General features: G+C 61.0%; 14 protein-coding genes. 10 read left to right on the forward strand and 4 right to left on the reverse strand.

The features are described from left to right. Window positions 1–51: 51 nt before the first annotated feature. The 6 genes from BLT00_RS11350 (at window position 52) to BLT00_RS11375 (ending at window position 6,872) form a co-directional block, all read left to right on the forward strand. A complete protein-coding gene (locus BLT00_RS11350; protein WP_072346484.1) occupies window positions 52–444 on the forward strand; it encodes a hypothetical protein in 393 nt (130 codons plus the stop codon). Between the two features lie 295 nt (window positions 445–739). Then, entirely contained in the window at window positions 740–1,642 is a 903-nt protein-coding gene (gene cysM / locus BLT00_RS11355) for a cysteine synthase CysM (protein WP_063324750.1), read from the forward strand. Further along, window positions 1,642–3,012, forward strand: coding sequence for a 23S rRNA (uracil(1939)-C(5))-methyltransferase RlmD (gene rlmD / locus BLT00_RS11360; RefSeq protein WP_092145282.1), 1,371 nt, complete (start codon window positions 1,642–1,644; stop codon window positions 3,010–3,012). The genes cysM and rlmD overlap by 1 nt, the downstream gene beginning before the upstream one ends. A gap of 100 nt (window positions 3,013–3,112) precedes the next feature. Then, window positions 3,113–5,359 (forward strand): GTP diphosphokinase, encoded by a 2,247-nt coding sequence (gene relA / locus BLT00_RS11365; protein WP_003204671.1) that lies wholly within the window; start codon window positions 3,113–3,115, stop codon window positions 5,357–5,359. Window positions 5,360–5,472: 113 nt separating this feature from the next. Then, entirely contained in the window at window positions 5,473–6,306 is an 834-nt protein-coding gene (mazG, locus tag BLT00_RS11370) for a nucleoside triphosphate pyrophosphohydrolase (protein ID WP_092145284.1), read from the forward strand. Window positions 6,307–6,332: 26 nt separating this feature from the next. After that, complete coding sequence (locus BLT00_RS11375) at window positions 6,333–6,872, forward strand: DUF2058 domain-containing protein (RefSeq protein WP_053124301.1); 540 nt, start codon at window positions 6,333–6,335, stop codon at window positions 6,870–6,872. A 130-nt stretch (window positions 6,873–7,002) separates the two neighbouring features. On the opposite strand, the gene BLT00_RS11380 is transcribed toward BLT00_RS11375, so the two are convergent. The 4 genes from BLT00_RS11380 to purM all read right to left on the reverse strand — a co-directional run bounded on the left by BLT00_RS11380 (window position 7,003) and on the right by purM (window position 9,904). Beyond that, entirely contained in the window at window positions 7,003–7,197 is a 195-nt protein-coding gene (locus BLT00_RS11380) for a hypothetical protein (RefSeq protein WP_092145286.1), read from the reverse strand. A gap of 276 nt (window positions 7,198–7,473) precedes the next feature. Continuing rightward, the gene (locus BLT00_RS11385; RefSeq protein WP_063324753.1) at window positions 7,474–8,187 is read right to left on the reverse strand and encodes a DUF3108 domain-containing protein; all 714 of its coding nucleotides are present in this window, start codon (window positions 8,185–8,187) and stop codon (window positions 7,474–7,476) included. An 8-nt stretch (window positions 8,188–8,195) separates the two neighbouring features. Next, the gene (purN, locus tag BLT00_RS11390; protein ID WP_003204660.1) at window positions 8,196–8,846 is read right to left on the reverse strand and encodes a phosphoribosylglycinamide formyltransferase; all 651 of its coding nucleotides are present in this window, start codon (window positions 8,844–8,846) and stop codon (window positions 8,196–8,198) included. Then, window positions 8,846–9,904 (reverse strand): phosphoribosylformylglycinamidine cyclo-ligase, encoded by a 1,059-nt coding sequence (purM, locus tag BLT00_RS11395; RefSeq protein WP_092145288.1) that lies wholly within the window; start codon window positions 9,902–9,904, stop codon window positions 8,846–8,848. The genes purN and purM overlap by 1 nt, the downstream gene beginning before the upstream one ends. A 364-nt stretch (window positions 9,905–10,268) precedes the next feature. On the opposite strand from purM, the gene BLT00_RS11400 reads away from it, so the two are divergent. The 4 genes from BLT00_RS11400 to BLT00_RS11415 all read left to right on the forward strand — a co-directional run bounded on the left by BLT00_RS11400 (window position 10,269) and on the right by BLT00_RS11415 (window position 14,148). Then, a complete protein-coding gene (locus BLT00_RS11400) occupies window positions 10,269–11,327 on the forward strand; it encodes a DUF2066 domain-containing protein (RefSeq protein WP_092145290.1) in 1,059 nt (352 codons plus the stop codon). Between the two features lie 32 nt (window positions 11,328–11,359). Continuing rightward, a complete protein-coding gene (locus tag BLT00_RS11405; protein WP_072346498.1) occupies window positions 11,360–12,433 on the forward strand; it encodes an AI-2E family transporter in 1,074 nt (357 codons plus the stop codon). Window positions 12,434–12,602: 169 nt separating this feature from the next. After that, window positions 12,603–13,307, forward strand: coding sequence for a DnaA regulatory inactivator Hda (gene hda, locus BLT00_RS11410; RefSeq protein ID WP_003178999.1), 705 nt, complete (start codon window positions 12,603–12,605; stop codon window positions 13,305–13,307). A gap of 214 nt (window positions 13,308–13,521) precedes the next feature. Next, a complete protein-coding gene (locus BLT00_RS11415; protein WP_003204649.1) occupies window positions 13,522–14,148 on the forward strand; it encodes a C40 family peptidase in 627 nt (208 codons plus the stop codon). The last annotated feature ends 12 nt before the right edge of the window (window positions 14,149–14,160 follow it).

Consider the following 14,160-nt stretch of genomic DNA (forward strand, 5'->3'; position numbering starts at 1 on the left):
TCTGTTTAAGCTCGGTCTCGTTGAACTGCATAGAAACAACGGGAGAACAACATGAATACCAAGCATGCAGAAGAAAGATTGAAAGCTGTAAAGATTGCACCCCGACTTGATGCGAAAGGCTCAATAACTATCTCGCTTAATGGACAGGTTACGAAAACCGAGGATGTTCATATCCTGGATCAACCCGGTCACTCCATTGTGGGGCTCATAGGGGAGGGTATTGTCATCGTGCAGTTCAGCTCACTGACAGCACCTGGTACCTATGAGATCAAGGAACATGGTATCTGGATATATATGTCGTTCTACGGTTTCCAGGGGGAGGCGGCAACCGGAGCCTTGACCCTTGACACCATCGAGACGAAAAGCAAGTACAGAGGTCATTTTGATGTGAAGACCTCGGATCACCAAAAAGTCGATGGGATATTTGACGTCCAGAGGGTATAGGTTTGGATGTTGAGGGTAGGGGGGGCGCCTCCATGTGTAAGGTCCCCCCATCAGACTTCGTTCACTGTTCATGTCCGCGACGTTAGCGATGAGTTTCAGCCGATGTGCAGCCTCCTCGCCCCTGCCACTCAGAAAATAGCTTGAGGCCGCTACGCCGGCAGGCGGAAGCAAGCTCACTCGTCACATCTTGGCTCGCTTATTCCCATAAGCCATAACCCCCTTACTTTGCGTGATATGGCCGCGCCAGGTTTGCCGGTATGATAGGCGCCCCCGCAGTCCGGATTGCGAATACGCCATGACTCTGCAGTACCCAACCATCGCCGATTGCGTCGGCAACACTCCGCTGGTCCGTTTGCAACGCTTGCCCGGCGTGACCACTAATACGCTTTTGCTCAAGCTCGAAGGGAATAACCCGGCGGGTTCGGTCAAGGACCGGCCGGCGCTGTCGATGATCACCCGTGGCGAATTGCGCGGGCAGATCCGGCCTGGCGACACGCTGATCGAGGCGACCTCCGGCAACACCGGTATTGCCCTGGCGATGGCGGCGGCGATCAAGGGCTACAAGATGATCCTGATCATGCCCGACAATTCCAGCGCCGAGCGCAAGGCAGCGATGACAGCCTACGGTGCCGAATTGATCCTGGTGACTCAGGAGCAGGGCATGGAAGGCGCCCGGGACCTGGCCGAGCGCATGCAGGCCGAGGGGCGTGGCAAAGTGCTGGACCAGTTCGCCAACGGCGACAATCCAGAGGCCCACTACACCTCCACCGGCCCTGAGATCTGGCGCCAGACCGACGGCACCATCACCCATTTCGTCAGCTCGATGGGCACCACCGGCACCATCATGGGCACCTCGCGCTACCTGAAAGAACAGAACCCGAACGTGCAGATCATTGGCCTGCAACCGATGGAAGGCTCGGCCATCCCCGGCATTCGTCGCTGGCCCGAGGAATATCTGCCGAAGATCTACCAGGCCGACCGCGTGGATCGCATCATCGACATGGCCCAGAGCGAAGCCGAGGACACCACCCGTCGCCTGGCGCGCGAGGAGGGCATCTTCTGCGGCGTGTCTTCGGGCGGTGCCGTGGCGGGGATGCTGCGCCTGTCCAAGGAAGTTGAAAATGCGGTGATCGTCGCGATCATCTGCGACCGTGGCGACCGTTACCTGTCGACCGGCATTTTCGACGCGCCCAACTGATGGCCAAGCAAGAGAGAGGCCTGCGCTTCCAGCCCAGCGGCGGAAGCCGGGCCCCGCAAGTGCCCACCGGCAAGAAGCAGCGCCTGACCATCGAGCGCCTGGCCAACGACGGTCGGGGCATCGCCTTTATTGAAGGGCGCACCTGGTTTGTCATAGGCGCCCTGGCCGGCGAAGAAGTCGAGGCGCGGGTGCTCGGTGCCCATGGCAAAGTGGTCGAGGCCCGTACCGAGCGCGTGTTCCTGCCCAGTGAACTGCGACGTGCGGCGCCGTGCGTCCATGCTGGTCGCTGCGGCGGTTGCAGCGTCCAACATTTGCCCCATGACGAACAACTCGCCCTGAAACAGCGCATGCTCGCCGAGCAGTTGTCGCGGGTGGCCGGGGTGGTGCCAGAGGAATGGGCCGCGCCCTTGAGCGGGCCGGAATTCGGTTACCGGCGTCGCGCCCGCGTGGCGGTGCGTTGGGACCAGAAGGCGAAAAAACTCGAAGTCGGTTTCCGCGCCGTCGGCAGCCAGGACATCGTCGCCATCGGTGATTGCCCGGTGCTGGTACAGCCCTTGCAGCCGATCATGAGCCGCCTGCCGGAGATGCTGCGTCGCTTGAGCAAACCCCAGGCGTTGGGGCATGTGGAATTGTTCGCCGGTTCGTCCCTCGCGGTATTGCTGCGCCACATGGCGCCGCTGTCGGAGGCCGACCTGACGATCCTCAAGGACTTCTGCGCGTTCCATGAAGCCCAGTTGTGGTTGCACGGTGAAGGTGAGCCGCAACCGGTCGAGCCCGGGCAAGCTCTCGGGTTTCGCCTGGATGCCTGGGACCTTGAGCTGGCTTACCGACCGGGGGATTTCATCCAGGTGAACGCCGGGGTCAACGAGGCGATGATCGCCCAGGCCCTGCAATGGCTGGCACCGCGAGCCGAGGAACGGGTGCTGGATCTGTTCTGCGGCCTGGGCAACTTTGCCTTGCCGCTGGCCCAAAGCGTGCGCCAGGTGGTGGCTGTCGAAGGCGTGCAGACCATGGTGGATCGTGCGGCGGCCAATGCCGTCAGTAACAATTTGAATAACACGGCCTTTTTTCAGGCCGATTTATCCCAGCCTCTGGCTGATGCCCAATGGATCGGCGAAGGCTTTTCTGCGGTACTCTTGGACCCACCCCGTGACGGTGCTTTCGAGGTGGTGCGCAAACTGTCGTCCCTGGGTGCCAAACGGTTGGTCTATGTATCGTGCAACCCGGCAACTTTGGCCCGGGATACGGTCGAACTGATCAAGCAGGGCTACCGGTTAAAACGTGCCGGGATTCTCGATATGTTTCCTCAAACGGCGCATGTCGAGGCCATGGCGTTATTTGAAGCGAGCCAGGATGGCTTGTCCGACTGACCCGTTCGTGCCAACTCGCCACAGCCCTGGGCGTAAACACGGGCATGAAGGTCAGCGAAGTTGACGCATTGAATCTGCGTCGTAGGGAAGGTAAGTAAAGATGGTACAGGTGAGAGCACACCAGCCGATCAACACCGACGGCAGTATCAATCTCGAGGCTTGGCTCGATCATGCGGTCAGCGTCGACATGGCTCTGGATCGCGAAGCCTTGAAGGCCGCCTGCGAGTTCGCTCGTGAGGCGGAGCAGCAACATAACGCAGCGAAGAACCTGTGGTCCGAAGGCACCTCGAGTTTCCAGACGGGCCTGGAGATCGCCGAAATTCTTGCTGACCTCAAGCTCGACCAGGACTCCCTGGTGGCGGCGGTGTTGTACCGCGGCGTGCGCGAAGGCCAGATCCAGCTACCGGTGGTCAGCCAGCGCTTCGGCACGGTGGTCGCCAAGCTGATCGATGGCGTGCTGCGCATGGCCGCCATCAGCGCCAGCCTCAGCCCGCGCCAGTCCATGGTGCTGGGCACCCAGGGCCAGGTGGAAAACCTGCGCAAGATGCTGGTGGCGATGGTTGACGACGTGCGCGTCGCGCTGATCAAGCTGGCCGAACGTACCTGCGCCATCCGCGCCGTGAAGTCTGCCGATGACGAAAAACGCAATCGCGTCGCCCGGGAGGTGTTCGACATCTATGCCCCCCTGGCCCACCGTCTCGGCATCGGTCACATCAAGTGGGAGCTGGAGGACCTGTCCTTCCGCTACCTGGAGCCGGATCAATACAAACAGATCGCCAAGCTGTTGCATGAGCGGCGCCTGGATCGCGAGCGTTTCATCACCGATGTGATGACCCAGTTGCGCGAAGAGTTGCAGGCAACCGGCGTGGTAGCCGACATCAGTGGCCGGGCCAAGCACATCTACTCGATCTGGCGAAAAATGCAGCGCAAGGGCCTGGAATTCAGCCAGATCTACGACGTTCGCGCCGTTCGCGTCCTGGTCCCGGAAATGCGCGACTGCTACACCGCGCTGGGGATCGTCCATACCTTGTGGCGGCACATTCCGAAGGAGTTCGACGACTACATCGCCAACCCCAAGGAAAACGGCTATCGCTCGCTGCACACCGCAGTGATCGGCCCCGAAGGCAAGGTGCTGGAAGTGCAGATCCGCACCCACGCCATGCACGAAGAGGCCGAGCTGGGCGTCTGCGCCCACTGGAAATACAAGGGCACCGACGTCAAGTCCGGCTCCAATCACTACGAAGAGAAGATCTCCTGGCTGCGTCAGGTGCTGGAGTGGCACGAGGAATTGGGTGACATCGGCGGCCTGGCCGAACAGCTGCGGGTCGATATCGAGCCGGACCGGGTCTATATCTTCACCCCCGACGGCCATGCCATCGACCTGCCCAAGGGCGCGACGCCGCTGGACTTTGCCTACCGGGTCCACACCGAGATCGGCCACAACTGCCGTGGCGCCAAGATCAACGGGCGGATCGTACCGCTCAACTACAGTCTGCAGACCGGTGAACAGGTCGAGATCATCACCAGCAAGCACGGTACGCCGAGCCGCGACTGGCTGAACCCGAACCTGGGCTACATCACCACGTCGCGGGCGCGGGCGAAAATCGTCCACTGGTTCAAGTTGCAGGCCCGCGACCAGAACGTCGCCGCTGGCAAGACCCTGCTCGAGCGCGAACTCGGTCGCCTGGGCCTGCCGCAGGTGGATTTCGACAAGCTGGCCGAAAAAGCCAACATGAAAACCGCCGAAGACATGTTCGCCGCCCTCGGCGCCGGCGATCTGCGCCTGGCGCAACTGGTCAACCTGGCCCAGCAACTGGTGGAGCCGGAACGCGGCAACGAGCAACTGGAACTGATCCCACGCAAGGCCACCGGTTACAAGCCAGGCAAGCGCGGCGATATTCAGATCCAGGGCGTGGGCAACCTGATGACCCAGATGGCCGGCTGCTGCCAGCCGTTGCCGGGGGACGCGATCGTCGGCTACATCACCCAGGGCCGTGGCGTGAGCATTCACCGCCAGGACTGTGCCTCGGTGCTGCAACTGGCCGGTCGCGAGCCGGAGCGGATCATCCAGGTCAGTTGGGGCCCGGTACCGGTGCTCACCTACCCGGTGGACATCGTCATCCGCGCCTACGACCGCTCCGGCCTGCTGCGTGACGTGTCCCAGGTGTTGCTGAACGAGCGGATCAACGTGCTGGCGGTCAACACCCGTTCGAACAAGGAAGACAACACCGCGCTGATGTCGCTGACCATCGAGATCCCAGGGCTGGATGCGCTGGGGCGGTTGCTGGGGCGGATTTCCCAGTTGCCGAACATCATCGAGACCCGGCGTAACCGGACGCCAGGTTAAGCGCAGTCCAAACATGTGGGAGCGAGCTTGCTCGCGATAGCGGTCCATCACTGACCGGCCGCCATCGCGAGCAAGCCCGCTCCCACAGGGTTATTTTGTGATGAGATGGATTGATGTATAGCCTCGAAGACCTGCTCCACCTGATGAATCGCCTGCGGGACCCGCAGTACGGCTGCCCGTGGGACATCCAGCAAACCTACGCGACCATCGTTCCTCATACGCTTGAAGAAGCCTACGAAGTGGCCGATGCCATCGAGCGCGGCGACTTCGATCATTTGCAGGGCGAGTTGGGCGACTTGTTGTTCCAAGTGGTGTATTACAGCCAACTGGCCCGGGAAGAAAACCGTTTCGAATTCGCCGGGGTGGTCGACAGCATCACCCGCAAGCTGATCCGTCGTCATCCCCATGTGTTTCCTACCAGTGACCTTTACGCGCCAGTGGACATCCCGCGCCTGAGTGAAGAGCAGGTCAAGCAGCGCTGGGAAGAGATCAAGGCAGAGGAGCGGGCCGAGAAAGCCGCCGCGCCCGAGCAGTTGTCGTTGCTCGACGATGTGCCAACGGCCTTGCCAGCGTTGTCCCGTTCGGCGAAGTTGCAAAAGCGTGCGGCGCAGGTCGGTTTCGACTGGCCAGGCCCGTTGCCGGTGCTCGACAAGGTCCGGGAGGAGCTGGACGAAGTGCTTGAAGCCATGGCCGGCAACGATCCGGTGGCTATCAGCGACGAGATCGGTGACTTGCTGTTCAGCGTGGTGAACCTGGCTCGCCACCTCAAGGTCGACCCGGAAACCGCCCTGCGTGGCGCCAACGGGAAGTTCGAACGACGGTTCCGATTTATCGAACAGGCATTGCGCGACACCCACCGTCCCATGGAAGATTGCACCCTCGAAGAGTTGGACGCCTTGTGGGGCGAAGCCAAACGTCAGGAAAAGAATTTGCCCAGCTGTGGCTGAGGCCGTTGCCTAAGTGAGTAAGCACCATGAGCCTTTCCCTTCGCGACCAGTTGCTCAAAGCAGGGCTGGTCAACCAAAAGCAGGCCAAGCAGGTCGGCAAAGAGAAACAGAAGCAGCAGCGCCTGGCCCACAAAGGCCAGATCGAACTGGATGATTCCCAGCAGCGTGCGGCCCAAGAGGCCATGGCCGAGAAGGTCAAGCGCGACCAGGAACTCAACCGGCAGCAGCAGGAAAAGGTCGAGCAGAAGGCCCGGGCCGCGCAGATCAAGCAATTGATCGAAGTCTCGCGCCTGCCGAAGCTGACCACCGAGGATTACTACAACTTCGTCGACGACAAGAAGGTCAAGCGCATCTCGGTCAACACCCTGATGCGCAACAAGCTGAGCAGCGGCTCGTTGGCGATCGTCCACCATGCCGGCGGTTACGAAGTGATCCCGCGCGAGGCGGCCCTGAAGATCCAGGAACGCGATCCCAAGCGCATCGTCCAGCTCAACACCCAGACCGAAGAAGTGGATGCCGATGATCCGTACGCGGCGTATCAGATTCCGGATGATTTGATGTGGTAACGCCGGCAACCTGAAAAAACGATCCGTGGCGAGGGAGCTTGCTCCCGCTTGAGTGCGAGGCGCTCACAAGAAAGGGCTGCTATGCAGCCCAGCGGGAGCAAGCTCCCTCGCCACAGGGTCCCCGTGTCGTTCAGGATTCCGTCATTTCTCGCGAGCGCAGCCGTTCCTCGCGCTCCAGCTCAGCCTTGTAGCTATGGGCATCCGTCTCCGAGTGGAACATCCCCACCAGCAAATCCTGTTGATGCACATCCCAGATCCGGATACCGGCGGCAATGCCTTCGTGGGACATATGGGCGTCATCGCGTTCAGTTACTTTCACAGTCATCTTGCAAGCTCCAATCTCTGTTATCTGCAGCAAGGCGTGTGCAGGACTTTGTTATAGATTTGGATAGCGTGCTAAGTAAATGCCCCGGTTCGTTAAGAAGTTTTCATGGAAAGCGCCATAATCCTGCAGGCCAAGTGGTGCGCGGCATTCGGTCGCAGGTGTTTTTCATGAAGAAGATTTCATGTCGCAATCCTCCATGAATACAAATCCTGTGGGAGCTTGAAATCCAGGCAATAAAAAGCCCCGCATGGCGGGGCTTCCTGATGTTTGCGTCGATCAGCTGCCTTTCACAGCCTTGCCGTTGACCGTGCCGTCCAGGAGCATGATGTTGTACTCCTTGCCGTCGGTCTCGACCTGTTGCAGGCGCACCAGCAGGTAGTCCCAGTCCTTGGCGAACCAGAGCACGGTGATGCGCTTGCTTTGTGTCGGGTCGCGCACGCGCTCGACCTTGATCGCGTCGATCTGGCCGGCCTTGGTGTCGACTTTTTCCGAGCCCAGCACGCGGAAGTCATAAGTATCGATCTCGCCATCATCGACGACCTGATAGCTCATGCTTTTCTTGCCGGCCGCCACGTCGTGCTGCAGGGCCAGTTGATAGGTGGATTTATCGACCATGCCACGGTTGAGCGGCAGCTTGACCGCGTCGCCGCGATCGGTGCCGGTGACCATCTTGGTGTTCCAATCGAAGTCCAGGTCGGCCTTCTTGGCTTTGCCCAGGCCACCGCGTTCGAAGTGGTAGGACTGTGGCAGCAGCGTGTCCTTGTCCAGGGTCAGGGTGCTTTCTTCGGTCAGGCTGGCGATCATCATCGAAGCCTTGAAGCTCAGCTTCCAGGTGCCGTTGGCTTCCTTGGTCAGGCTGCGCTCGGCGGTGCCGCTCATGGGCAATTGTTTCCAGTCGGCGGTATAGCTGGCGGAGAACGGTTGTAGTTCCGCAGCCTGTGCCAGGGGCAGGGCAAGCAGAGCGCAAGCGAAGAGCAGGGCGCGACGCATAAAATCTCCTAGTATCGAATCAAATGGCCGCTGGCGGCGAGCAACTGGCCGTCCAGTGAGGCTCCGCGATCGTCGAGGGTCAGCCTTCCTTCGGCAAACCAACGCACGGCCATCGGGTAGATCTGGTGCTCGCGGGCGTGAACCCGTTGCGCCAGGCTTTGCGGCGTGTCGTGCAACTCTACCGGTATTACTGCCTGTACGACCAGTGGTCCGCCATCGAGTTCCTCGGTGACAAAGTGCACCGAGCAGCCATGCTCCGTGTCTCCGGCCTCCAGCGCCCGCTGGTGAGTGTGTAACCCTTTGTATTTGGGTAGCAGCGAAGGATGGATATTGAACAGGCGGCCCTGGTAGTGACGCACGAAGCCGGCGCTGAGGATGCGCATGAAGCCAGCGAGGACCACCAGTTGCGGATTGAAGGTGTCGATCTGTTCGATCAACGCGGCGTCGAAGGCTTCGCGGCCCTCGAACGCCTTGTGATCCAGGACGCGGGTGTCGATCCCCGCGTCCTTGGCGCGTTGCAGGCCATAGGCATCGGCGCGGTTGGAGATTACCGCGCGGATACGGACCGGGCTGTCGCCGGTCCGGGTGCTGTCGATCAGGGCCTGCAAATTACTGCCGGTGCCGGACAGCAGCACCACCACGTCACAGGTTGCGGACATCAATGCGCCTTAAGGTTTTTCAGCTCGACCTGTGCAGCGCCTTCGGCCGCGGTAGCGATCTGGCCGATGACCCAAGGCTGCTCGCCAGCTTCACGCAATACGTTCAGGGCGGTCTCGACGTGCTCCTGGGCCACGCAGATGACCATGCCCACGCCGCAGTTCAGCACGCGGTGCATTTCGGTTTCATCGACATTGCCTTTCTCTTGCAGCCAGTCGAACACCGCCGGGCGGGTCCAGCTCGCCACGTCGACCACGGCCTGGGCGCCTTTTGGCAGCACGCGCGGGATGTTGTCCAGCAGGCCACCACCGGTGATGTGGGCCATGGCCTTGACGGCGCCGGTGTCCTTGATCAGCTTGAGCAGCGGCTTGACGTAGATGCGGGTCGGGGCCATCAGCAGGTCGGCCAGTGGCTTGCCGGCGAGCTGGGTGTTTTCGATGTCGGCACCCGAGACTTCGATGATCTTGCGGATCAGCGAGTAGCCGTTGGAGTGCGGGCCGGAGGACGGCAGGGCGAGCAGGGCATCGCCAGCGGCGACTTTCGAGCCGTCGATGATCTCGGCCTTTTCCACGACGCCGACGCAGAAGCCGGCCAGATCGTAGTCTTCGCCTTCATACATGCCAGGCATTTCAGCGGTTTCGCCGCCGACCAGGGAGCAGCCGGCCAATTCACAGCCGGCGCCGATGCCGGTCACCACCTGGGCGGCGGTGTCGACGTTCAGTTTGCCGGTGGCGTAGTAGTCGAGGAAGAACAGCGGCTCGGCGCCGCAGACCACCAGGTCGTTCACGCACATGGCCACCAGGTCGATGCCGATGCTGTCGTGCTTGTTCAGGTTCAGGGCCAGGCGCAGCTTGGTGCCGACACCGTCGGTGCCCGAGACCAGGACCGGTTGCTTGTAGCCGGCCGGGATCTCGCAGAGGGCGCCGAAACCGCCCAGGCCGCCCATGACTTCCGGACGCGCAGTGCGCTTGGCGACGCTCTTGATGCGTTCGACCAATGCTTCACCGGCGTCGATGTCTACACCGGCGTCCTTGTAGCTCAGGGAGGGTTGCTTGCTCATGATCCAGGCCTTTAGGGGGGATTTCTGGGTAACGACCGACGCCGGGACCATTGAATAACCGTTGTACGAATTATTCCGGGAGCCCAGCCATTGCCGGTCTGCGAAGGCGCGCGATTTTATCAGGCTTGAGGGGCAGCGGCCATCCTCGCGCCGACGGGCAGGGACATATCCACGGAAAAAAACCGATATTTCTTATATTGGTACTGCGTAGCGCGTCTGTATAAGGTGTAGCGGTAACCGGCTATGGTGATGACCATGCGAAACTTCCATCGGGCGTGTGAATGTTTTGCCGGGTGTTGTGGTCACAGCCATGCTCAATCTTCTTTACACGGCCTGTTCCAGCCGTTATGTCCGGGAATCTTCCATGCGTTTGTTCAAATTCTTGTCTATGGGCTGCCTGGCGCTGATCAGCCTGGCGAGCCATGCCGAAACCGTCAATGGCCTGTATCAAGTGCTCGAGCCGGTCAGCAGCCAGACCCCGGAAGAGCGTAACCAGGCGACTCTGCGTGCGCTGGACACGTTGGTGCTGCGCCTGACCGGCGACGCCAAGGCTGCCCAGAATCCTGGCCTGGCGGCGATCCGCAAGGACCCGCAACAGATCATTCTTCAATATGGCTACGACGCCGGCCCGCCGGAAAGCCTCAAGGTGGACTTCGACCCGGCGAGTACCGACCGGGCATTGCGCTCGGCAGGCTTGTCACTGTGGAGTGCGAACCGGCCATCGATCCTGAGTTGGTGGCTGAACGACTCAGCCGAGGGCTCCAGCCTGGTGGGCGATGGCCAGGCCAGCGCCACGCCATTGCGGCGTGCCGCCCAGCATCGGGGGCTGGCGTTGCACCTGCCGCTGGCGGACTTGAGCGAGCAGATCGTTGCCACCGCACCAAACCTGGAAGGCAGCGACCCGGCGCCTTTGCGCGATGCCTCGGAGCGCTACGCGACAGACGCCTTGCTGGCGGTCCACGCCAAGGAGGAGGGCGGGCAGTGGAATGGGGCCTGGCGCCTGTGGCTGGGCGATCAGCGTGAGCAGGGTACGGCCCAGGGCGCCGATCCGGCCGCATTGGCTGACGCGGTGATGTTGGCGGTGAACCAGCGCCTGGCGCCGCGCTTCGTCGCCAAGCCGGGCGTGGCGACTGAACAGTTGCTGGAGGTGCAGGGCATGAACCTTGAGCGGTATGCGGCGCTTGGGCGTTTGCTCGAACCATTTGGTGGGCAGTTGCAGCAGGTCGAGGGTGATCGGATCGTCTATCGAGTCAACGGCAGCGCCGAGCAGTTGAAGGCGCAACTGGCCCTGGCGAAACTTCAGGAAATTCCGCCCGGCGAGGCCGTCGCGCCAGCGCCAGTGGCGCCTCCCGCCGCCGATGGCTCGGCCCCGGTTGCAGCACCTGTGCCGGCGCCGGCAGCCAATCTGCGGTTCCGCTGGTAGGTTTTCTTTCTTTATATAGCTAGGAGTGGTTCATGGGCGATACGCGGCGTTGGTTCTGGTTGGGTGGGGTTGCCCTGCTGTTCGCCCTTATCTATTTGCTGCATCCGATCCTGACGCCGTTCCTGGTTGCGCTGCTGCTGGCCTATCTGTTCGATCCGGTGGTGGATCGCCTGGAAAAACTCGGCCTGTCGCGCACATGGGGCGTGGTGGCGGTATTTGCACTGTTCACCTTGATTGTGAGCGCGTTGTTGCTGGTGCTGATACCGATGCTCGCCAAGCAACTGTTGCGCCTGTACGAGTTGGCGCCGCAGATGCTCGATTGGTTGCAGCACAGCGCGATGCCGTGGGTGCAATCGAAGCTGGGGTTGGCGGACGGTTTCTGGAAGTTCGACAAGGTCAAGGCGGCCATCAGCGAGCACATGGGCCAGACCACCGACATCGTTGGCGTGGTGTTGAGCCAGGCCACGGCCTCGGGCCTGGCGTTGATCGGCTGGCTGGCGAACCTGGTGCTGATTCCGGTGGTGGCCTTTTATCTGTTGCGGGATTGGGACTTGATGATGGCCAAGATCCGCAGCCTGCTGCCGCGTCACCGTGAAGAACGCATCATGACCTTGACCTTCGAATGCCACGAAGTGCTGGGGGCGTTCGTGCGCGGGCAACTGCTGGTGATGGTGGCCCTGGGTTTCATCTATGCCGCAGGGCTGATGCTGGTAGGGCTGGAACTGGGCCTGTTGATCGGCCTGATCGCCGGCCTGGCCGCCATCGTGCCGTACATGGGTTTTGTGATTGGTATTGGCGCGGCATTGATCGCCGGATTGTTCCAGTTCGGCGGCGACCTGTACCCGATGGTGGGCATCGTCGCGGTGTTCATGGTCGGTCAGGCGCTGGAGGGCATGGTGCTGACGCCGCTGCTGGTGGGCGATCGTATTGGCCTGCATCCGGTAGCGGTGATCTTCGCGATCCTGGCTGGGGGAGAGTTGTTCGGCTTCACCGGGATTCTGTTGGCGCTGCCGGTGGCGGCGGTGATCATGGTGCTGGTGCGCCATATGCATGATTTGTACAAGGATTCGGACATTTATAGCGGCGCTGAAGACCCCGACCTGTAGGGCAAATCGTTGGCGGAGCGTCAGGGAAACCGACGCTCTGTCCTCTTGCCGCTGCAAACCTTTGATTTTGCTCGTGGTCCGGCGCATTGTGCGGTCCGTGTCACGGGTATAAACTTTGCGAACTTTACACAGAGGCCACTAACGGTTCCTTTGGAACTGTTCAGTCAGCATGAAACCGATTCAGCTGCCCCTAGGTGTGCGTCTGCGTGATGACGCCACCTTTATCAATTACTACCCAGGCGCCAATGCCGCTGCACTCGGCTATGTCGAGCGGCTTTGCGAAGCCGACGCCGGCTGGACCGAAAGCCTGATCTACCTGTGGGGCAAGGACGGGGTAGGGCGCACGCATCTGTTGCAGGCCGCGTGCCTGCGGTTCGAACAATTGGGCGAACCTGCGGTGTACCTGCCGTTGGCCGAATTGCTTGACCGCGGTGTTGAGATCCTCGACAACCTTGAGCAGTACGAACTGGTCTGCCTGGACGATCTCCAGGCCGTGGCCGGCAAGGCTGATTGGGAGGAGGCGCTGTTTCATCTGTTCAATCGGTTGCGCGACAGCGGTCGGCGCTTGTTGATCGCCGCGTCGACATCGCCACGGGAGCTGCCGGTGAAGCTGGCGGACCTCAAGTCCCGTCTCACCCTGGCGCTGATTTTCCAGATGCGTCCGCTTTCCGACGAAGACAAACTTCGTGCCTTGCAGCTGCGCGCGTCCCGGCGTGGCCTGCACCTGACCGACGAAGTCGGGCATTTCATCCTCACCCGTGGCACCCGCAGCATGAGCGCGTTGTTCGAACTGCTCGAACGCCTCGACCAGGCCTCCCTTCAGGCCCAGCGCAAGCTGACCATTCCTTTTTTGAAAGAAACTTTGGGCTGGTAAAGCTGTCGCCCGATGATGGCTTAAAGCCTCTTCTGGACCCGGTGAAGCCCGCGGTTTTACTGGGCTGTAGGGCTGTAACCCGCTCAGGTCGGGCTTAAGCGCTTAGATGTAAGTGTAAAACCGAGAAGTCACATTTGCATCGATTGAATTTGCAAATGAGGTTGATAGAAGGCATAGTCTCGCCATCTTTACTACTTCAGCCACGGTCGTGCCCATGCTAAATCGCTTCGCACCCCTCGTGCCTCTCGCACTCGTTACCCTGTTGTTTGGTTGCGCTGCCCACTCCCCAGTGTCCCAGCAAGAGCAACAACCACAGGTCAAGAACTCTGTTACCGCCCAGTCTTCCTCCGTTGCGTTCCAGGAAGAAATGGCCTCCGACAAAGAGCTCGCAGCCTTCGCCGGCAGCAAGCCTTACCAGCTTCCAGTATTGGCTGACAGCATCCTGGAACGTGGGATGTCGTTGATCGGTACCCGCTACCGTTTTGGCGGCACCTCTGAAGCTGGCTTCGATTGCAGCGGTTTCATCGGTTATCTGTTCCGCGAAGAGGCCGGCATGAACCTGCCGCGCTCCACCCGCGAAATGATCAACGTGAACGCCCCACTGGTGGCTCGCAACCAACTGGAGCCCGGTGACCTGCTGTTCTTCAGCACCAACGGTCGTCGCGGTCGCGTCAGCCATGCCGGTATCTACCTGGGCGACAACCAGTTCATCCATTCCAGCAGCCGCCGCAGCGGTGGCGTGCGGATCGACAGCCTGGGCGACAGCTACTGGAGCAAGACCTTCATCGAAGCCAAGCGCGCCCTCGCCATGGCGCCGACTGTGGTCACTGCCCGCAAGTAAGCACACAGTTTG

It is taken from the genome of Pseudomonas sp. NFACC51 (genome assembly GCF_900103575.1).
In the GTDB taxonomy this organism is placed as follows: Bacteria; Pseudomonadota; Gammaproteobacteria; order Pseudomonadales; family Pseudomonadaceae; genus Aquipseudomonas; species Aquipseudomonas fluorescens_Q.